At 63.6% G+C, this 20,238-nt stretch carries 13 protein-coding genes and 1 pseudogene; 7 read left to right on the top strand and 7 right to left on the bottom strand.

What is annotated here, in order from left to right; all coding sequences use genetic code 11:
• Position 1: 1 nt before the first annotated feature.
• On the bottom strand, positions 2-820 hold the full coding sequence (trpC, locus tag AC5IJH_RS00855) for an indole-3-glycerol phosphate synthase TrpC (protein WP_491900885.1): 819 nt from the start codon (positions 818-820) through the stop codon (positions 2-4).
• A gap of 128 nt (positions 821-948) precedes the next feature.
• Here trpC and AC5IJH_RS00850 point away from each other — a divergent pair, with 128 nt between their 5' ends.
• The 3 genes from AC5IJH_RS00850 to AC5IJH_RS00840 are packed head-to-tail and all read left to right on the top strand — an operon-like array spanning position 949 to position 3,698.
• Positions 949-1,611 carry an amidohydrolase family protein gene (locus tag AC5IJH_RS00850; RefSeq protein WP_491900884.1) on the top strand — a complete coding sequence of 221 codons (663 nt, stop codon included), beginning with the start codon at positions 949-951 and terminating at the stop codon, positions 1,609-1,611.
• Positions 1,612-1,638: 27 nt separating this feature from the next.
• Positions 1,639-2,313 (top strand): amidohydrolase family protein, encoded by a 675-nt coding sequence (locus AC5IJH_RS00845; protein WP_491900883.1) that lies wholly within the window; start codon positions 1,639-1,641, stop codon positions 2,311-2,313.
• Complete coding sequence (locus AC5IJH_RS00840; RefSeq protein WP_491900882.1) at positions 2,310-3,698, top strand: amidohydrolase family protein; 1,389 nt, start codon at positions 2,310-2,312, stop codon at positions 3,696-3,698. Before AC5IJH_RS00845 ends, AC5IJH_RS00840 begins: the two co-directional genes overlap by 4 nt.
• Before the next feature lie 64 nt (positions 3,699-3,762).
• Here AC5IJH_RS00840 and AC5IJH_RS00835 read toward each other — a convergent pair whose 3' ends face one another.
• Positions 3,763-4,848: a hypothetical protein gene (locus AC5IJH_RS00835; RefSeq protein ID WP_491900881.1), complete on the bottom strand. Its 1,086-nt coding sequence runs from the start codon at positions 4,846-4,848 to the stop codon at positions 3,763-3,765.
• A 571-nt stretch (positions 4,849-5,419) separates the two neighbouring features.
• Here AC5IJH_RS00835 and AC5IJH_RS00830 point away from each other — a divergent pair.
• Positions 5,420-6,505 (top strand): ATP-dependent DNA ligase, encoded by a 1,086-nt coding sequence (locus AC5IJH_RS00830; RefSeq protein WP_491900880.1) that lies wholly within the window; start codon positions 5,420-5,422, stop codon positions 6,503-6,505.
• On the opposite strand, the gene AC5IJH_RS00825 is transcribed toward AC5IJH_RS00830, so the two are convergent.
• Entirely contained in the window at positions 6,502-7,857 is a 1,356-nt protein-coding gene (locus tag AC5IJH_RS00825) for a DNA polymerase domain-containing protein (RefSeq protein WP_491900879.1), read from the bottom strand. The genes AC5IJH_RS00830 and AC5IJH_RS00825 overlap by 4 nt on opposite strands.
• A 273-nt stretch (positions 7,858-8,130) precedes the next feature.
• Between AC5IJH_RS00825 and AC5IJH_RS00820 the strand changes: the two genes are divergently transcribed.
• Positions 8,131-9,270 (top strand): sensor histidine kinase, encoded by a 1,140-nt coding sequence (locus AC5IJH_RS00820; RefSeq protein WP_491900878.1) that lies wholly within the window; start codon positions 8,131-8,133, stop codon positions 9,268-9,270.
• 28 nt (positions 9,271-9,298) lie between these two features.
• Here the strand turns inward: AC5IJH_RS00820 and AC5IJH_RS00815 are convergent, their stop codons facing one another.
• The 4 genes and pseudogenes from AC5IJH_RS00815 to AC5IJH_RS00800 all read right to left on the bottom strand — a co-directional run bounded on the left by AC5IJH_RS00815 (position 9,299) and on the right by AC5IJH_RS00800 (position 17,926).
• The gene (locus AC5IJH_RS00815; RefSeq protein ID WP_491900877.1) at positions 9,299-9,688 is read right to left on the bottom strand and encodes a response regulator; all 390 of its coding nucleotides are present in this window, start codon (positions 9,686-9,688) and stop codon (positions 9,299-9,301) included.
• A gap of 17 nt (positions 9,689-9,705) precedes the next feature.
• A complete protein-coding gene (locus AC5IJH_RS00810; protein ID WP_491900917.1) occupies positions 9,706-11,178 on the bottom strand; it encodes a PAS domain S-box protein in 1,473 nt (490 codons plus the stop codon).
• Between the two features lie 24 nt (positions 11,179-11,202).
• Positions 11,203-11,685, bottom strand: a pseudogene (locus tag AC5IJH_RS00805) (response regulator); the annotation flags it as partial.
• Positions 11,686-11,752: 67 nt separating this feature from the next.
• Positions 11,753-17,926 carry a HAMP domain-containing protein gene (locus AC5IJH_RS00800; RefSeq protein WP_491900916.1) on the bottom strand — a complete coding sequence of 2,058 codons (6,174 nt, stop codon included), beginning with the start codon at positions 17,924-17,926 and terminating at the stop codon, positions 11,753-11,755.
• A 632-nt stretch (positions 17,927-18,558) separates the two neighbouring features.
• On the opposite strand from AC5IJH_RS00800, the gene AC5IJH_RS00795 reads away from it, so the two are divergent.
• Complete coding sequence (locus AC5IJH_RS00795) at positions 18,559-19,200, top strand: TetR/AcrR family transcriptional regulator (RefSeq protein ID WP_491900876.1); 642 nt, start codon at positions 18,559-18,561, stop codon at positions 19,198-19,200.
• Between the two features lie 55 nt (positions 19,201-19,255).
• Positions 19,256-20,236, top strand: coding sequence for an Fpg/Nei family DNA glycosylase (locus AC5IJH_RS00790; RefSeq protein WP_491900875.1), 981 nt, complete (start codon positions 19,256-19,258; stop codon positions 20,234-20,236).
• The last annotated feature ends 2 nt before the right edge of the window (positions 20,237-20,238 follow it).

Here is a 20,238-nt window from a genome sequence, read left to right as displayed (position 1 = left end):
ATTAGGCGGGTACGGTGCTGCCGGAGGCGAGGTGCGCTGCGGCGATCCAGTCGGCAAGCGCCTGGCCGGGTGCAGGTTGGCGCATGAAGGTTTCTCCGATGAGAAAGGCGGTGTAGCCCGCAGAATGCAACCGGCGGTAATCGTCAGGGTGCGCGATGCCACTCTCCGAGACGAGCACTGTCTGGCTGGGGAGCTCCGAGACGAGCTCGAGCGATGTCTCGAGCCGTACTTCGAAGGTGCGCAGGTCACGATTGTTCACGCCCACCAGATCACAGCCAAGGTGCCGAACCCGGCGCGCCTCCTCCGCGCTGTGAACCTCGCAGAGCACGTCGAGCAGGAGAGCATGGGCGCGCGCGGTCAGCTGTTCCAGCTCCGGATCGGTCAGCGCCGCCGCAATCAGCAGCACGGCATCCGCCCGGCTGGCTCGTGCTTCCACCAACTGGTACTCGTCCACGATGAAGTCCTTGCGCAGGCAGGGAAGGGCCGTTGCGCTTGAGGCAGCCTCGAGATTCGCGAGACCGCCCTGAAAGAACGGTTCATCTGTGAGGACGGACAGGGCGGCGGCTCCGCCCGCCTCCATTTCAGCGGCGAGCGCGGCCGGTTTGAAGTCTGCACGGATCAGTCCCTTCGAAGGCGAGGCCTTCTTGAGTTCGGCGATCACGGCGGGTCCCCGCGTCGCGCGGGTGCGCAGCGCTGCGGCGAAGCCCCGCGGCCAATGCGTCGCCGCGCGGCTCTCAAGCGTGGCCAGCGGCACCTGCTGCTTGCGTATCGCCACATCGGCGCGGGTTCGCTGAAGAATCTGGTCGAGGTGCGTAGACATAATGGGGCTACCAAGTATAGCCACTGGCGCGGGGGTGAGTGTACCTCGGGATAACCCTGGAACTTAGCTCGATCGGGAGGTCTGTTATACGATCTCGGCACACGATTCCCCTCAAATCAGGAGACCTGGTGGCCCGAAGAGAACCCTCGATCCATGTTCCACGCCGCTTGCGCGCGCTGCTCGCCGCTGCGACCGCATGTCTGGCTGCTCCGTTGCTTGTGGCGCAACCAACGACTTCGCCCGCCAGCGATGTCGTCATCTCCCATGCCACTGTGATGACCGTGACCCACGGCACGCTCGAGCATGCGAGTGTGTGGCTGCACGACGGCAAGATTGCCGGCGTAGGCGACGCCGTGAAGGCTCCGGCTGGTGCGATCGTGATCGATGGAACGGGCAAGTTTGTCACCCCCGGGATCATCGATCCGCACTCGCACTCCGCGCTCGACAACGATGTCAACGAGGCGACCAGCCCGGTGACGCCGTCGATGATGATGATCGACGCCTTCGACAATCGCGATAAGGCGCTTTACCAGGCGCTCGCGGGCGGTGTCACGACAGAGTTGCTGCTGCACGGCTCCGCCAACATGATCGGCGGCCAGGCAGTGGTGATCAAAAATAAGTTCGGGCTCGATCGTGAGGCGATGCTGTTTCCGAATGCGCCGCGCTCGATCAAGTTTGCCAGCGGCGAGAACCCGAAGCGCGTCTACGGAAGCCGCAACGAACTGCCCTCCACTCGCATGGGCAACTTCGAGGTGATGCGCCAGGCATTCGAGGATGCAAAGGCCTATTAGGCCGAGTGGGACGCCTACAACGCAAAGGTGAAGTCCGGCGAAAAGAACCTTGTGGCGCCGCGCCGCGACCTCAAACTCGAGGCGCTCTCCGAGGTACTGCAGGGCAAGATCTACGTGCAGATCCACTGCTACCGCTCGGACGAGATGCTGACCGAGGAAGCGCTGGCGCATGAGTACGGCTACAAGCTGCGCGCGTTCCATCACGCGCTCGAAGCCTACAAGGTGGCGCCGCAGCTCGCGGAAGATGGAACTGCCATTGCAACGTTTGCAGACTGGTGGGGCTTCAAAGACGAAGCGTGGGACGCGATTCCGTGGAACGCCGTGATGTCCCTGCGGCAAGGCGTGCGCGTCGCCTTGAAGAGCGACAGCAATGACCTGGTGCGCCGGCTCAACCAGGAAGCGGGCAAGATGGTCCACTACGGCGGCGCAACGGAAGAAGAGGCGCTGGGCATGGTGACGCTCGCCCCGGCGTGGATCATCGGTGTCGATGATCGTGTCGGCTCGCTCGACGTGGGCAAGGATGCGGATGTGGTCGTCTGGAGCGCCGATCCGCTCTCCACCTACGCGCACGCGGAGAAGGTCTACATCGATGGCGACTTGTTCTTCGACAGCACACTGCCTGGGTTCGGCACGCCGCATTTCGCGGGTGCCATGCACGGCGACACGGAGGGCTTCGGCTCCGAGGATGGAGACGCGCAATGAAGCAGAACCTGACCAGGCGTAAGCGCAGACTCACCGCATTGGCCGCAGCAGCGGTGCTCGCATCGATGTCGACGTGCCTCCATGCCGCCGACAAGAAGCCTACTCACGCGGACGCAGCGCATGCCATTGTGCTGACCGGCGGCAAACTGCTGACGGTTTCGCACGGAACCATCGAGCACGGCGTCGTTGTGATGAGCGGCGGCAGGATCACGGCGGTGGGCGCGGTCGGCAAGGTGAATGTGCCGAAAGGCGCAGAGGTTGTCGACACCACCGGGATGACGGTCTACCCCGGGTTGATCGACTCCGAGACCGCGCTGGGGCTGGTGGAGGTCGAGAGCGATCCGTCCAACCGTGACCTGGTCGAGCGCTCGGACGAGATCTTTCCCAACATGCACGTTTACGACGCGTTCCATGCAGAAACGGCGCGCATTCCGATCACGCGCCTCAACGGCATCACGAATGCGATCGTCGCGCCGGCTTCGGACGACACGCTGCCCGGGCAGGACATCTTCATTCAACTCGCCGGCGCCAACCGGGACGAGATGATCCTGCGCCGTGACTGCGCGCTGCCGTTGAACTTCGGCGGGGAACAGCGGCGCAATCAGCGCGGGCAGACGAAGTTCCCGGAGACCCGGATGGGGCTCGCTTCGCAACTGCGGCAAGCGTTTCTCGACGCGCAGGCCTACGGCGAAAAGCAGCGCACGTGGCAGGGCAAGCATGCCGATTGGGAGAAGGGCGGCCGCAAAGGGGAGGAGCCCTCATCCAAGCGCGACCTGAAGCAGGAGGCATTGCTGCCGTATCTCGCCGGTGAGCGGCCGGTGGTGCTTGGCGCCACGGAGGGACATGATCTCGAGGTGGCGATGGGCATTGCGCGCGAGTTTCACCTCAACGTCGTGCTGAACCATGCGAGCCATTCGCAGCAAATCCTCGATGAGATCGCGTCGTGGAAGGTGCCGGTCGTCTTCAGCTCGATCTACGACTTCCCCATGGCGAACGAGCGTTATGACTCCGTCTACACGACACCGGCAGAGATGGCGAAGCGCGGCATCCGTGTTGCGTTCTCGTCCGCGTCGGCCGGGGGCGAGCCGGGCGCGCAATTCACCCGCAACCTGCCGTACGTGGCGGGAATGGCGGTGGCGTACGGGATGCCGTATGACGAGGCGCTGCGCGCAATCACGCTCACACCTGCCGAAATCTGGGGCGTGGACAAGGAGCTCGGCTCGCTCGACGAGGGGAAGACAGCGAACGTGGTGGTCGCGAACGGCGATCCGCTCGACGTGCGCACGGACGTGAAGCAGGTCTACATCGAGGGCGTCGCTACGCCGATGGTGAGCCGTCAGACAATCCTGCGCGATGAGTACACACGCCCTGCCGTGAAGAAGTAGCCATGATTACACGAACAGAAGAGGCCGCCCCGCGGGGCGGCCTCTTCATGCTTCGTTAGCTTCGCTACCAGCGATAGACGGTGAGCTTGTGGATGTACGCATTCACTGAGCCACTGCCCCAGTTGGCGCCATCCAGCTGCACGTTTGAGGTCAGGCTGCCCGATGCCCAGCCTAGCCAGAGCCCGGCGGAACCGGCCGCGCCGGAGAACGTGCTGTGGCCGCCATCGAAGTTGACCCAGTCATGCACAACATAGCCGTTGTTATCGCGGTGCATGCCGATCTGGATGTGGTGCCAGGTCTTGGCCGACCAGCCCTTCGGATTGCAGTAGATGTTCGAATTGTGCCAGTGCGGTCTGTTGCCGCTCTGGTACGTCCACTCCCAGGAGTGGGAGTAGCTGGAGCACTGCGTGGCCAGCAGCACGGTCTCGCCGTTGCCCATCACCTGGTTGATGTCGAGCTCAAGGTTTGCGAGCTGATCCGGGTTCACCACGTAAACGTACGTGTCGAGCACGAAGTGGGTGGCGCTCGCATCGCGGCCCCAGGAAAGGTGCCAGCGCTCGCCGCCGTGGTCCGAGTAGGTCATGTAGAGCTGACGGGAGTCATCGTAGCCGGTGTAGGCAGGGAACGACGTCGAACCGTGTGAGCTGCCCGGCGTGCCCCCGTCATGCTCCCAGGCCCAGTTGCCGGCCGTGTCCAGATCGGAGCTGGCTCGGGCATAGGAGGGGACCCCGTAGCTGCTGCTGACCGAAGCCGGGGCAGGGCTGGTGTTGGTTGGCGCAGGCGCCGAACCGCCGCCGCCGACGTTGAATGTGGTGCTCACCACAGGGCAGATGCCGGCGCTGGTCCAAGACTTAAAGTGCAGCGTGTGCGTGCCGCCGCCGATGCCCTGATTCGTCAGATCGACGTCAAACGCGTTGACGCCGCGGATGAGAGTGGAACTGCCATCGATGGAGTAGCCGAATGCCGTGGGCGGCAGACCGTTGCAGCCCACGTTGTGGGCGCGTACCCACATGGGCGAACTGATCGTGGTGCCATTGACCGGACTGGCGATCGTGATATTGGAGGCGAAGGCTGCGGGTGCGCAGAGCAGTGCGACGAGCGGAGCAAAGAAACGAAGAACGAGGGAGGATGCGGTACGAGCGGGAAACAAGTGAACTTCTCCTGCAAGGCCTTTGGCCGGTTTGTAACTGTCCTTGTCCGCCGACGCAAGAAACGCATTGAGCGGAGCGAAGCGATCAGCGCAGCTGTCTCGCTTCTGTATCTGGGGCGGTGTCAAGGCGTTACAAAAACCAGCTTCGCGCAGGCGCAGGACTGGTTAAAACACTTCGGACGCAGTGGCCCAAAGTACTAAGGAGCGGTGCGTACCGGATCCCGCTTAAAGCTGGCCCGATCTGGTAAGCCCACTCTTCTTTTCTAGCCCGGGGTTGCCTCGTTACGGGCAGAACATGCGAATGACTTAGTCAGATAGTACACATCGCAATGCCCTCGGAAAGCCTTTTTCTTCAGTAATTTGGCAACGCTTTTTCGAGTGTGAAGATTGTGCTCTGTGTTGGTAACAAGGGTACGGCGGCAAAGACGGATTTACCTGTTTTCTGGACTTCTGGGGCATATCTCATCCAGATTGGTTTCGAATCGGGACAGACCAGCCTCGGGGAGACCCCGGGTGCAGTTCCGAGCACAAGCAGCGAACGCGACCCTCGGAGCCGTTTAGCATGGGGGGCGTGAACCTGCCGGTCCAGTCTCCTGTCCCGCCCATGCTGGCGAAACGTGTCGAAGAGCTGCCCAAAGGCGGCGACTGGTTCTTCGAGCCCAAGTGGGATGGCTTCCGCGCTCTCGTGTTTCGCGATCGCGATGACATCCTGATTCAGAGCCGGGATGAGAAGCCGCTGAATCGCTATTTTCCGGACCTGCTCAAGCCGCTGGAGCAGCTCCCATCGCGGTGTGTGGTGGATGGCGAGATCGTCATCGCACGGAACGGCGCGCTCGATTTCGACGCATTACAGCTACGTATTCATCCGGCGGCCTCTCGCGTGAAGCTGCTTGCAGCCGAAACTCCTGCGTCCTTCGTTCTGTTCGATCTATTGTGCGAAGGCGATGAGGACCTCCGCGCTGCTCCCTTCGCGGAGCGGCACGCACGGCTCGCGAAGCTGTACGCAAGCTTCGCCCCACCACTGCACCTCACTCCCTCGACACGCGAGCGTGGTGTCGCTGCGGACTGGTTTGGCCGCTTCGAAGGCGCAGGCTTGGACGGCGTGATCGCAAAGCCCGCGGACGGGCTCTACGAGCCTGGCAAGCGCACCATGCTGAAGGTGAAGCACGAGCGCGACTGCGACTGCGTGGTCGCAGGGTTCCGCTGGTACAAGGAAGGCGAAGGCAAGGAGATCGGATCGCTACTGCTCGGTTTGTACAACGATGCGGGAGCGCTGCAGCATGTCGGCGTGTGTGCGTCGTTCACCCGGGAAAAGCGTCGCGAGCTGCTCGAGATGCTCGCGCCTTACCGGGAGAATGCACTGAAGGGTCACCCGTGGGCTTCGTGGGCGGACGAGGCCTCCGCGGCTGCAGCTGAAGGGCACCGTATGCCCGGCGGTCAGAGCCGCTGGTCGCAGGGCAAGGACCTCTCGTGGGAGCCGCTGCGACCGGAGCTGGTGGTCGAGGTCGCGTATGAGCATATGCAGGGTGCGCGCTTTCGCCACATGGCGCATTTTCGTCGCTGGCGTGGTGACAGATCGCCGGCCGAGTGCACGTACGCCCAGCTCGAGGTGGTTCCGCCACACGAGCTGAGCCGCATCTTCGCGCACGGCCGCTAGCGGCGCGTCGGGTCGTCGTCCGGGTCGGGAGTCTCCTGCGCCGGCCGCATCCCTTCCGGCACGTGGCGCAGGTTAACGCGAATGCGCGTCCACGTCGTCGAGCGGCCACGCATGCGATCGACCAGCACATCATCGACCGCGAGGTGAGCCGCCGCATCGGGATGGCGCTGCTTCCAGCGTTCGAGCCCGGCTCGCGCGGCCTCTTCGCTGGGCGAGAGCGCAATCACCAGCAACGGCATCCTGCTGCGCGGTGCGCGCTTGGCCGGGGCCTCGGACGTGGATGTCTCTGCGGCGCTCGGGACTTCGGCTGTCGCGCCTCTGGCTTTCCCCGCGGCGCTTTTGGACCTGCGTGCGCGTGACGGCGCTACCCGTGCTGACTCGCCCTCCATTTTGCGGAAGTGCGGTGGCCACGGCGCATCACCCAGGCCGGAGGCCTCGTCACGCGCTGCGAGGTCGAGCAGGCTCTCAAGCGAGCCAACTGCGTCGTCGATGCCGGCGTGGGGATCGCCGATGGCGGCGAAGCGCGCAGGCATGGTCAACACCGTGAAGTCGGCCGGCTCACAGTCCGGCACCTCCTCCCACAGCAGTGGCGCAGACACGCGCGCGTCGGGCAGCGGCCGTACGGAGTAAGCCGAAGCGGTGGTGCGATCCTTCGCGTTCTGGTTGTAGTCGAGGAACACGCCGTGGCGCTCCTCCTTCCACCACTTGGAGCTGGCGAGCTGCGGCAGCCTTCGCTCCACCTCGCGGGACAGCGCCAGCGCGGCGCGTCGCACCTCGGTGAAGCTCCAGCGCGGCTCGATGCGAACGATGACGTGCATGCCGCGTGAGCCGCTGGTCTTGGGCCAGCCGCGCAACCCGTTCTGTTCGAGCAGCTCCTTCACGGTGAGCGAGACGGTGCGCACATCGCTCCACGTCACCCCCGGGCCGGGATCGAGATCGATGCGCAGCTCGTCGGGATGTTCGAGGTCGCCAGTGCGTACCGGATGTGGATGCAGTTCGATGCAGCCCAGGTTGACGATCCAGGCGAGACCCGCTGCGCTGTCCACGACGCACTCTTCCGCCGTGCGCCCCGACGGAAACGAGAGCGTTACGGTACGCATCCAGTCGGGGCGCTCGTTCGGAGCACGCTTCTGATAGAAAGCTTCTTCGTGCGCTCCGTTAACGAAGCGCTTCAGCACGATGGGCCGGTCGCGGATTCCGCGCAGCGCGCCGTCCGCCACATCCAGGTAGTAACGCACCAGCGCCAGCTTCGTGAGCTGCACTTCTTTCGAGAAGTACAGCTTCTCGGGATGGGTGACGCGCACCGGGTGGTCGCCTACGGTGAGTACTTCGGCATGGTCAGCCTTCGGCACGGCACCAGAGTAACGCTTCGCGATGCGGTCTGTTCTCCGTATGGAAGGCTGGGCGTGACATTCGCGTGTCCGGCACATCCCGAAGGAGCGAGAGGAATGAGGTTTGAAGCGTTTGTTGCGGGTCCCGCGTGCCACATTCGGGGCATGGCGACATGGATGCAAACACACCTTCGTGGCCTTGCACCCCCCGGGGGTATCGGCTAGATTTCTTGCCAGCGAACACTTGCTGTTCGATCTCGATCTGGGCTCTCTACGCTGTACAGGATCGGCCTCATGAATTCGAACGGACTTGTTCCCCACGCTGTGTGTTGGGCTGCATCGCCCCGGCTGATCTGGACGATGGTGGTCGCCAACTCCGTGATCTTCCTCAGCTACGCGAGTAACTGCGGCACACTTCTGTTCATTGCAAAGCGCACCTTTCGTGCCATGCTGCGCGACTGGGTGTGGTTTGTCGTGGGCTTCGCGATTTTCATCGTGGCATGCGGCTCGACGCACTTGATGGACGTGATCACCACGTGGATTCCGGTGTTCTGGATCGATGCGTGGGCCACGATCATCACGGCTGCTGCATCAGCACTTGTTGCCATCATGCTGATTCGCCGCGCATCCTCGATCAGCTTTGCGATCAATGACTACGCGCGCCGCCTGAGCGAGACGGAACAGGAGCGGCAGAACCTGCGCGACCGGCTGCTGGCCGCCCGAAAGGTTGAGGACTGGAGCCGCATGTCCGCAGCGATCACGCACGAGATCTCGAATCCGCTGGAAGCGATCCAAAACGTGCTGCACCTGATCCAGAAGGACCCGGGCCTCTCGCCAGAGACGCTGAAACTCGCCGAGATGGGTCGGGACGAGATTCAACGTGTCATCACCATTTCGCATGCAACGCTGGCGTTCCATCGCGAAACGCGATCACCGGAGCGGGTGAATCTGCGCTCGGTTGCAGACTCGGTCCTGTTCCTGCTGCGTGGAGTCATTCTGGATCGCAGCATTCATTTCGAGGTGACATCGGAAGGCGACCTGGAGGTCGAGGCGTTTCCGGGAGAGACGCGGCAGGTGATTCTCAACCTGGCGCGGAACGCCTGCGAAGCTACGACCGAGCCCGGGCGTGTGGTGCGCCTTCACCTGGACGGCACCGCGCAAGGCGTTCAACTGACGGTGACGGATCAGGGGCATGGGATCTCCCCCGAGCGGGTCGCCTCGCTGTTTGAATTTGGCCACTCCACCAAGGGCGAGCAAGGCAATGGGATGGGGTTATGGACCGTGCGGCAGATCGTGCTGCGCCACGGGGGCACCATCCGGCTCGACACCAGCTACCGTGAGGGCGCCCGGTTCATCGTGTGGTGGCCGAAGCAGTATCGGCCGGCCGCTGACTTCGACCCAGTCGCTGACTCCGCCGTGGCCCTGCGCGCTTAGCTCAACGCGCGGACGCCGGAGAAACGCGTCAGCAGTCGGCGACCCGCGGCTGCAGGAGCTTGAGGCTTGCGAGCAGGTCCGTGATCTTCTGAATCAGGATGGTCGGTCCTTCGAGCTTTGAGATGAACATGTCGGTCAGTTCAATGCCTTCGGGCATTTCGTTGACCCCGGACACCAGCACAAACGGGATGTTCGGATACCGCGCCTTGACGGTACGGGCCAACTCTGTGCCCGTAATGCCCGGCATCAACTGATCCGAGAGGATGATGTCCACGCTCCGCTGTGCGAGCACGTTCTGCGCCTCCAGGGCGGAGTTGGCGGTGACTACTTCGAAGCCTGACTTCTCCAGTACCAGCCGACGCAGCATCAGCGCGTTCTCTTCATCATCCACGCACAAGACGATCGTCTTCTGTCCCAAAACCTGCACTCCTGTGATCACTTACTGTCTGCTGTCCTTGCGTAGTCGAGCACTTCGGGTGTTCGCAAGGCAGCCATCGTCCCGGGAATGAAGATCTGGAAGCAGGTCACATTCCCAGTCGACAGCTTGAGGCTGCGGAAATCAATCGTGCCTTCGTATTTCTGAATGATGCCCTTGCTGATCCAGAGCCCGAGGCCGGTCCCCTTCGCAGCTTTGGTGGTGTAAAAGGGCTCGAACAGCCGTCGAGCGTGCTCTGGCGAGATCCCGGAGCCGGTGTCGCAGATAGTGATGGCGGTGCCCGCATGGCGGCCCTGCCAGCGTGGGTCGATCGCCCGCACGCGAATGCGACCGCCCGGGGGCGTGGCCTGGATCGCGTTCCCGATCAGGTTGAGGAAGACCTGCTTCAGCTCGCCGGGGAACCCGTGCATCATGCCGCGAGTGCGGTAGTCCTTCGCGAGCCGGATGCCGTTCAACTGCATGGGGCGGGACTGCAGCTCCAGCACGTCGTCGATCACGTCCGTAAGCGAGAGCAGCACGGGTTCCTGGCTCTCGCGATAGAACGAAAGCGTCTGTTTCGTGATGTGCGCAATGCGGGCCAGCTCCTGCTCGCCGATGCGTGCCAGGTAGCGGCCGTCCTCGTCGAGCGAAGGATGATCGCGCAGCAGGAAGAACGTATTGGTGACGGCGTCGAGCGGGTTGTTGATCTCGTGCGCCACAATGCCCGCGACCCGTCCCATGGCGGCCAGCTTTTCGGCGCGCCGCAGCGTCTCTTCCACCTGCTTCTGGTGGGTGATGTCTCGGTTGATCTCGAGCACGGCCTTGCCGTTCTTGTCGAGCGCCTTGCGGCTGGCCACGATCACTTCGTGCCCGTCGCGCGTGCGCTGACTCACATTGCCGGACCAGGTGTGCGTCTGCTTGAGCTGCCGCTCGATGTGGTCGAGCGCGTCTGGGAATTCCGTCTGCAGCAGGTCGTGCAGCTTCTGGCCAAGCGCCTCCTGGCGCGTCCAGCCATAGAGCATCTCGGCTCCGGAGTTCCAGAAACTGATGCAGCCTTCGAGATCGCGCACGATGATGGCTTCGGAGGCGAGCTCAAGCAGGTCCGCACGCTCGCGCAACGTGTCCTCCATGCGCTTGCGGCTGGTCACGTCGTAGAACGCGCCGACCGCGCCGCGCACGGAACCGTCCTCATCGAAGAGAGGGTCCGCACTGCTCAGCAGCCAGGTGGAGCTGCCGTCTGCATCCCGCACCTCGAGTTCCAGGCTCTCGACGGGCCGCCCGGTCGCGGCGGCGCGCTGCAACGGAAGCTGGTCCGGCGGAAGAGCCTCGCCATTACTGAATACGTTTTCGAACACAGCTGCGCGACGGCCCTCTTCGGTGTGGGGCTCGGCGCCGCGGAGAAAGCCCTGCAACTCAGACAGCGCGGCATTTCCCGTAACGACACCGCACTCCGGGTCCTGAGCCACGGCCACCCCGACTGGCAGCACCTGCATGATGGTTTCAAGCTCGGTGACGCGCTGACGAAGCTTCTGGTTCAGCAACCGCAACTCCTCGTTGCGGCTGGCCACGCGCGCTTCGAGCTCTTCGTTCAGCATCTCGAGCTGCCGGGTCTTGCGGTGCAGCTCGGCGAAGACCGTCACCTTGGCGCGCAGCAACTCCGGCACGACCGGCACGGAGATGTAATCCACGGCGCCGCGCTCGTAGCCGCGGATCCGGTCCATGTCCGACATGTGCACGCCGGAGATGAAGATGATCGCTGTTTTCTGGAACCGGGGATGCTGACGGATCATGTCCGCCAGCTCGAAGCCGTCGATATCGGGCATGCTGACGTCCATCAGGACCACAGCGATGTCGTTTTTGAGCAGGGCATCGAGCGCCTCCCGGCCGGAAGAGGCACTGATCAGGTTCTCTCCCAGATCGGACAGGATGACCTCATAGCTGAGCAGCTTCGCTGGCTGGTCGTCGACCATCAGGATGTTGACTTTGTCACTGCTGTTCATCGGCCGCCCTCTTGGTTGTCCTGCCCCCGCCTTGTTCCGGCGGGGGCGCCTGCATTCGCGTTCCTGCTTACCGGTGCAGCCACATCCGCAGCCCCGCGAGAAGCTGGTCCGTATTCACCGGCTTGGCCATGTACTCGGATGCGCCGGCTTCAAGGCACTTCTCGCGGTCGCCCTTCATCGCCTTTGCCGTGAGCGCGATGATCGGTAGCCGCCTGAACTGGGGCTGCCGGCGAATCACCTGCATCGTCTCGTAGCCATCCATCTCCGGCATCATGATATCCATCAGCACGATCGCGACGTCCTGCGTGGTTTCGAGGATATCGATCGCCTCCCGCCCGGTTCCAGCTGTCATCACAGTCATCCCACGCCGCTCGAGCACGCTCGAGAGCGCAAAGATGTTGCGGATGTCGTCGTCCACCACCAGCACTTTCTTGCCGACCAGCGCCTCGTCGGAGCTGTGCAGCCGGTCCAGCATCTTCCGCTTTTCGTCGGGAAGGTGCTCAATCACCCGGTGGAGGAACAGCGCCGTTTCGTCGAGCAGACGCTCCGGCGATTCGACATTCTTCACAACCACGCTGCGCGCCAGGGTATGGAGCCGAGCATCCTCTTCGAATGTTAGCTCCTTGCCCGTGAACACGACCACTGGGAGCTGCGCGAGGGTGGCGCTCTCGCTCAGCCGCTCCAGGACCTCGAAGCCAGTCATATCCGGCAGTTTGAGGTCGAGCACGACGCAATCGAAGCTGCCATCCTGCACCAGTTCGAGCGCGTCCGCCCCGGTGCTCGCGAGCGTGACATCGATGTCGTCAGAGCCCAGCAGCGTGCTGATGCTGAGCTGCTCGGCTGGATTGTCTTCGACCACGAGCAGACGCTTGCGACGCGGTGTGACATAGGTGCGGATACGGTTGAGCGCCTGGTTGAGCCCATCCGCGGTGTTCGGCTTGGTGACAAAGGAGAAGGCGCCGCGCGACAGACCGTGACGCCAGTCCTCGTCCAGCGTCAGCATCTGGACGGGGATGTGGCGGGTGCGCGGGTCCTGCTTGAGGTGGTTCAGCACCGTCCAGCCCAGCATGTCGGGCAGGAAGACGTCGAGCGACACCGCCGAGGGTAGAAACTCACGGGCCAGCGCCAATGCTTCCGCACCGCGGTGCGCGATCAGTGTTTTGAAGCCCTTTTCACGCGAGAGATCAAGCAGCACACGCGCGTAGCTCGGATCATCCTCGACGATCAGCAGCACGCTGTCGCCTTCCACGATCAACTCGCGGTCGTCTTCGATGCGCTCGACGACCTGTTCTGAAGCGCCGCTCACCAGTTGAAGCGTCTGCACAACCTTCAGCTCTGTGTGCGTCGGCCGCATCGTCGGGTTGGAGGCGCCAGCGTAGATGTTGGGCAGATACAGGGTGAACGAGCTGCCCTGACCGGGCACGCTGCGCAACTGAATCTCGCCGCCCAGCAGGCTGGCGAGTTCGCGGCTGATAGCCAGCCCCAGACCCGTGCCGCCGTACTTCCGGCTGGTGCCGGCGTCCGCCTGCTGGAACGCCTCGAAGATGATCTTCTGCTTCTCCTGCGGGATGCCGATGCCCGTATCGCTGACCTCAAATGCGATTACCGAGCTTGCCTTGCTTAACACCGGATGGTTCTCGCTCCAGCCGCTGCGTACACTGCTGACCGAAAGTGTGACGCGGCCCTGTTCAGTGAACTTGAAGGCATTCGAGAGCAGGTTTTTGAGGACCTGCTGTAGACGCTTCGAGTCCGTCGTGAGGCTGCGCCCGAGCGAATGATCCGTCCGCACCTCGAAAGAGAGCTTCTTGCGCTCTGCTTCATGGGTGAAGGGACGCCGGATCATATCGAGCAGGCTGGCGTAGAAGACCTCCTCGGCCTCGACCGAAACCGTGCCGGATTCGATCTTCGAGAGATCGAGGATGTCCGAGATCAGGGTGAGCAGGTCGGTGCCGGCGCCGTGGATGGTGCGCGCGAACTCGACCTGCCGCGGCGTGAGATTGCCGTCCGGGTTGTCGGTGAGCTGCTGGCCGAGCACCAGAATGCTGTTGAGCGGCGTGCGCAGCTCGTGCGACATGTTGGCCAGGAACTCGGATTTGTACTTCGAGGTGAGGGCCAGCTCCTTGGCCTTCTCTTCGAGCGCCATGCGGGCCTGCTCGATCTCCTGATTCTTGAGCTCGACCTCGCGGTTCTGCTCGGCCAGCTCCTGCGCCTTCTGCGCCAGCTGTTCGTTGGTCTGCTGCAGCTCTTTCTGCTGCGACTGCAGCTCGGTCGCCAACTGCTGCGACTGCTTCAGCAGCGATTCGGTCTGCATGGTGGCTTCGATCGAGTTGAGTACGATGCCGATGCTGTCCGTGAGCTGCTCGAGGAAGGCGAGGTGCGAGGCGGTGAAGTTGTTCAGCGTGGCCAGTTCGATGACAGCCTTAACGCGATCTTCGAAGAGTACCGGCAGCACGATGACGTTCTGCGGCACGGCTTCAAAAAGGCCGGAGCGGATGGGAACTGCGGTCGATGGCACTTCAGAGAGGAAGATCTGGCGCTTGTCCGCGGCGCACTGGCCGACCAGCCCCTCGCCGATGTCCACACGCTGCATGTGGCCGTCGGGCGTGTTGGCGTAGGCAGAGAGCAGCACCATTGTGCCCTCGTGCTCTGAGTCGGTCTGGTAGATGAGGCCTTGCTGCGCGTTGACCAGCGGCGCCAGTTCGGTGAGCAGCATGCGACCCACCGAGGTGAGCTCGCGCTGCCCCTGCAGCATGCCGGTAAAGCGGGCAAGGTTGGTCTTCAGCCAGTCCTGCTCCGTGTTGCGCTCCGTTGTGAGACGGAGGTTGTTGATCATCGTGTTGATGTTGTCCTTCAGCTCAGAGACCTCGCCCGACGCTTCCACCTGGATGGATCGGGTCAGATCGCCCTTGGTCACGGCGGTCGCCACTTCGGCGATGGCGCGCACCTGGTTGGTCAGGTTATCGGCCAGCAGGTTGACGTTTGCGACCAGATCGCGCCAGGTGCCGGCGGCGCCGGGCACGTTGGCCTGACCACCGAGGCGGCCTTCGACGCCTACCTCGCGAGCCACGGTCGTCACCTGATCGGCAAAGGTGGCGAGTGTGTCAGTCATGTTGTTGATCGTGTCAGCGAGCGCGGCGACCTCGCCCTTCGCGTTCACGGTCAGCTTCTGCGTCAGCACGCCGTTGGCGACCGCGGTCACGACCTTCACAATGCCGCGCACCTGCTCTGTGAGGTTAGCGGCCATGACGTTGACGTTGTCGGTGAGATCTTTCCACGTGCCGGCCACGCCAGACACCTTGGCCTGGCCGCCGAGCTTGCCTTCCGTACCGACCTCGCGGGCGACGCGGGTGACTTCGGCAGCGAAGGCGTTGAGCTGATCGACCATCGTGTTGATGGTGTTCTTCAGCTCGAGGATTTCGCCCTTCACGTCGACAGTGATCTTGCGTGAGAGATCGCCGCGGGCCACAGCGGTGGTCACCTCGGCGATGTTGCGGACTTGGGCGGTCAGGTTGCCGGCCATGGCGTTGACCGAGTCGGTGAGATCCTTCCACGTGCCGGCGACGTCGGGCACATTCGCCTGCCCACCGAGGCGTCCTTCGATGGCGACCTCGCGAGCGACGCGGGTGACCTCAGCCGCAAACGAGCGGAGCTGATCTACCATCGTGTTCAGCGTCTCCTTGAGCTGCAGGATTTCGCCGCGCACGTCCACCGTGATCTTCTTCGAAAGATCGCCGTTCGCGATGGCCGTCGCGACCTCGGCGATGTTACGTACCTGGCCTGTAAGGTTCGAGGCCATGAAGTTCACGGAGTCGGTGAGGTCCTTCCACGTTCCGGCGACACCGGGCACGTTGGCCTGACCGCCAAGGCGGCCTTCCGTACCGACTTCGCGGGCGACGCGGGTGACTTCTCCAGCGAAGGCGTTGAGCTGATCGACCATCGTGTTGATGGTGTTCTTCAGCTCGAGGATTTCGCCCTTCACGTCGACGGTGATCTTGCGTGAGAGATCGCCGCGAGCCACGGCCGTGGTCACCTCGGCGATGTTGCGGACCTGGCCGGTCAGATTGCCGGCCATCGAGTTCACGGAGTCGGTGAGATCCTTCCACGTTCCGGCGACGCCAGGCACGTTCGCCTGACCGCCGAGCCGTCCTTCGGTGCCGACCTCGCGGGCCACGCGCGTGACTTCCCCGGCGAACGCGTTGAGCTGGTCGACCATCGTGTTGATGGTGTTCTTCAGCAGCAGGATTTCACCGCTGACGTTCACTGTGATTTTGCGCGAGAGATCGCCGCTGGCGATCGCGGTTGCCACCTCGGCGATGTTGCGGACTTGGCCAGTGAGGTTCGAGGCCATCGAATTGACGTTGTCGGTGAGATCCTTCCACGTACCGGCCACACCAGGCACGCTTGCCTGACCGCCGAGTTTGCCTTCCGTGCCGACCTCGCGGGCCACGCGCGTCACTTCGCCGGCGAACGAGCGAAGCTGATCCACCATCGTGTTGATGGTGTCCTTCAACTCGAGGATTTCGCCCTTCACATCGACGGTGATCTTGCGGGAGAGATCGCCGCGAGCCACGGCGGTCGCCACTTCGGCGATGTTGCGGACCTGACCGGTCAGGTTGCCGGCCATGAAGTTGACGTTGTCCGTCAAATCCTTCCACGTGCCGGCTACGCCGGGCACGCGCGCCTGTCCGCCCAGCTTGCCGTCGGTGCCGACTTCGCGGGCCACGCGGGTGACTTCTCCGGCGAAGGCGTTGAGCTGATCGACCATCGTGTTGATGGTGTTCTTCAGCTCGAGGATTTCGCCCTTTACGTCCACGGTGATCTTGCGGGAGAGATCGCCGCGGGCCACAGCGGTGGTCACCTCCGCGATGTTGCGGACCTGCCCCGTAAGATTGCCGGCCATGAAGTTGACGTTATCGGTGAGATCCTTCCACGTTCCGGCGACGCCGGGCACGTTGGCCTGACCGCCGAGTCGTCCTTCGGTGCCGACCTCGCGGGCGACACGGGTGACTTCGCCCGCGAAGCGGTTCAGCTGGTCGACCATCGTGTTCAGCGTTTCCTTGAGCTGCAGGATTTCGCCGCGCACGTCCACCGTGATCTTGCGCGAGAGATCGCCGCTGGCGATGGCAGTGGCCACTTCGGCGATGTTGCGAACCTGACCCGTCAGGTTCGAGGCCATGAAGTTGACGTTGTCGGTGAGATCCTTCCAAGTGCCGGCGACGCCGGGCACGCTGGCCTGTCCGCCGAGCTTGCCTTCAGTTCCCACTTCGCGGGCGACGCGGGTGACCTCGCCAGCGAAGCCGTTCAACTGATCGACCATCGTGTTGATGGTCTCCTTCAGCTCGAGGATTTCACCCTTCACGTCGACGGTGATCTTGCGGGAGAGATCGCCGCGGGCCACAGCGGTGGTCACCTCGGCGATGTTGCGGACCTGTGCGGTCAGGTTGCCGGCCATGGCGTTGACCGAGTCGGTGAGATCCTTCCAGGTGCCGGCCACGCCGGGCACCACGGCCTGGCCGCCGAGCTTGCCGTCCGTACCGACCTCGCGGGCCACGCGCGTCACTTCGGAGGCGAAGGAGCGCAGCTGGTCCACCATGGAATTGATAGCGTCCTTGAGCTGCAGAATCTCGCCGCGGACGTCGACCGTGATCTTGCGAGAGAGATCGCCGCTGGCGACGGCGGTGGCTACTTCGGCGATGTTGCGGACCTGGCCGGTGAGGTTCGAGGCCATCGAGTTGACGGAGTCGGTCAGGTCCTTCCAAGTGCCGGCGACGCCGGGCACCGTGGCCTGTCCGCCCAGCCGGCCTTCCGTACCGACCTCGCGGGCCACGCGCGTCACCTCGGAGGTGAACACGCTCAGCTGCTGAATCATAGTGTTGACGATGTTGGCCGAGCGCAGGAACTCGCCTTCAAGCGGCCGTCCGTCCACGTCGAGCCGCACTGTCTGTGTCAGGTTGCCGCGTGCGACGGCGGCGATAGCCTGGGTCACTTCCGTGGTCGGGCGCAGCAGATCGTCGACGAGCGCGTTGACCGAGCTCTCCATCTCGCCCCAGGAGCCGCTGGTGCCGCGGAACTTGGTGCGCTCGCGAATGCGGCCCTTCTTGCCGACCGCGTCGCCCACCCGGCGCAGTTCCTTCGCCATCTGCTCATTGGCCGCAATGATGTCGTTGAAGGTGTCGGCAATCTTGCCGTGCAGGCCGGTCCACGTGCCGGGCAGGCGTACGGAGAAGTCGCCCTCCTGCATCCGTTGCAGGTTCGCAAGGATCAGGTCGAGCTCAGCGCCTTGCGGCGGCCCGCCATTGCCCAGGTGCGTCCCCGTGCCGTTGCCATTGCCATTTCCGTCGGGCTGCGCCGCGGGTATGCCGTCCAGGACGGTTGCGCGCGCTCGGGTTCGCTTCATGGGTGTCTCCTTCAACAGCTACCTGCCTGCATGTATGTTGCTACCTGCGCATTGCGCTGAGGAGGCAACGAAGGTGTGGCTCTTCATAGTCCTAACGGTTGGGCAAGACGCGTGCAACAACCTGGTCTCTTCCCCTGGGGAGAGGCGATGGCTGACATGCCTGCTGCGTGCCACGCTGAGATGCGCGAGGTCAGACATATGGTTGCGTGCACCGCCGCACTCCGCCTGCACCTCTCGTCACAGTGCTGGCTACCTCCGGTCCGACTGCCCAGGCCAGCCAGGCCGCCGGCTGGATCGCCGGCAGACCTTTTCGCTGCCATGTGGGGCTCTTCAGGCACACACACTGTAGCGCGTGTCAGGCCTCGCGACCGTGGCATCGTCCGAACACTCTTTACGGACGTAACCCCGCGGGCGCACAAGTTCCGATCGATTCTATGCCGGGTTCGTGAAACGGCTGATTCAAGAAGGTGGGGCGTATGAAACGTCGAAAAGAGCAGCTCTTGGCAGCCGCGACCGATTACTTCCTCGAACATGGAATTGCTGGTGTCTCACTACGCCCGCTGGGCAGCGCCATCGGCAGCAGTGCACGTCTGTTGATCTTCCATTTCAAGTCGAAGGAGCGGCTGATCGCGGAGGCACTCGACGAGCTTGAGCGGCGCCTGGAGACCTCTTTCAAGGCCATGGCCGAGGCCCATCGCCGGGAGCGCGGTGTCAGCCTGTTCGAAGAGCTATGGCTGTGGGCGACGCAGCCGAAGAACCTGCGCTGTCTACGCCTCGCCTACGAGGTGCAGGCGCTGGCCAATCGCGACGGCGTGCTCTCGAAACATCTGCAGAGCATGACGACAAGCTGGATCAAGGTGGTGATGGACTCGCTGCCGATGGACCAGAGGGATCCGGCTACACGCACCCTCTATACCGCGTTCTTTGATGGCTTGGTGCTGGACCTGTTGACCACCGGCGACCGGCGGCGTACGTCGGCTGCCTTGCGGCGCTTCGTGAGCCTGACCGGAGAAGGGAAGCAGGCGCTCCCGCGGGCAAACGGGGCCGATCCGAATGGAGAGCACCGTCGCACCGCGCGGGTGCAGACCATGCCGTCACCGAGGCAGCCCGCGGTTTGACCCGGAGCCCCGACATGAGGATGGCTCCGGGTCACGTGGCGTAGCATCGGTTGCCATGCCGGAGCTGCCGGATATCTCTGCTTATCTTGCCGCGCTCGAGCCTCGCGTACTGGGCCAGACGCTCGAGCATGTGCGCGTCGCGAGCCCATTCCTGCTGCGCACGGCTGAGCCGCGGCTCGAGAGCGCCGAAGGGCGAGTGGTGCAGGCTTTGCGTCGTGTGGGCAAGCGCATCGCCTTCGGCCTCGACGGTGACCTGTGGCTGGTGCTCCACCTGATGATTGCCGGCCGCCTGCACTGGCGCACCCCAGGAGCCAGGCTCGCGGGGCGCAATCAGCTTGCGGCCTTCGATTTTGCCACTGGCTCGCTCGTGCTCACCGAGGCCGGAAGCAAGCGTCGGGCATCGCTCTCGGTCGTGAGCGGAGAGGCGGGGCTATCCGCTCTTGATCCGGGCGGCATCGATATCTTCGCTGCCAACCTCGACGAGTTCCGTGAGGCACTGCTCGCTGAGAACCGCACCCTCAAGCGCGCTCTGACCGACCCACGCATTCTGAGCGGGATTGGCAATGCGTATTCGGACGAGATATTGCATGAGGCGCGGCTCTCTCCGATTCAGCAGACGCATCGCCTCACGCCGGAAGAGTGGGAGCGGCTCTACCGTGCGACACGCGAGACGATGCAGATCTGGATCGATCGGCTGACGAGCGAGGCAGCCGGCAGCTTCCCGGAGAAGGTGACGGCGTTTCGGCCCGACATGGCCGTGCATGGTCGTTATGGCAAGCCTTGTCCGCGCTGCGCCGCCCCGGTGCAGCGCATCCGCTACGCAGATAACGAGACGAACTACTGTCCGCAGTGCCAGACAGAAGGCCGTGTTCTTGCGGATCGAAGCCTGTCGCGACTGCTGGGAAAAGACTGGCCGCGCACGCTCGACGAGTTAGAGACGCTGACGAGTTCGCGGCGAGAGCCGCAGGCAGGTATAGGGGCTGAGCCGGCATCGCAACCGCCTACTCAATCGATTGCGAAGGCACGGCGGCGATAAAT

Source organism: Candidatus Dedyshia acidiphila (genome assembly GCF_051025295.1).
Classification (GTDB): domain Bacteria; phylum Acidobacteriota; class Terriglobia; order Terriglobales; family Acidobacteriaceae; genus KBS-83.
Note: the sequence above shows the minus strand (reverse complement) of the source record. Positions and strands in the feature narration are given on the sequence as shown.

Excerpts from the sequence above, each read along its gene's own strand:
- AC5IJH_RS00790 (WP_491900875.1), top strand. The coding sequence starts at position 19,256 with ATGCCGGAGCTGCCGGATATCTCTGCTTATCTTGCCGCGCTCGAGCCT.
- AC5IJH_RS00820 (WP_491900878.1), top strand. The coding sequence starts at position 8,131 with ATGAATTCGAACGGACTTGTTCCCCACGCTGTGTGTTGGGCTGCATCG.
- AC5IJH_RS00840 (WP_491900882.1), top strand. The coding sequence starts at position 2,310 with ATGAAGCAGAACCTGACCAGGCGTAAGCGCAGACTCACCGCATTGGCC.
- AC5IJH_RS00810 (WP_491900917.1), bottom strand. The coding sequence starts at position 11,178 with ATGCAGGTGCTGCCAGTCGGGGTGGCCGTGGCTCAGGACCCGGAGTGC.
- trpC (WP_491900885.1), bottom strand. The coding sequence starts at position 820 with ATGTCTACGCACCTCGACCAGATTCTTCAGCGAACCCGCGCCGATGTG.
- AC5IJH_RS00800 (WP_491900916.1), bottom strand. The coding sequence starts at position 17,926 with ATGCAGGAGGGCGACTTCTCCGTACGCCTGCCCGGCACGTGGACCGGC.
- AC5IJH_RS00795 (WP_491900876.1), top strand. The coding sequence starts at position 18,559 with ATGAAACGTCGAAAAGAGCAGCTCTTGGCAGCCGCGACCGATTACTTC.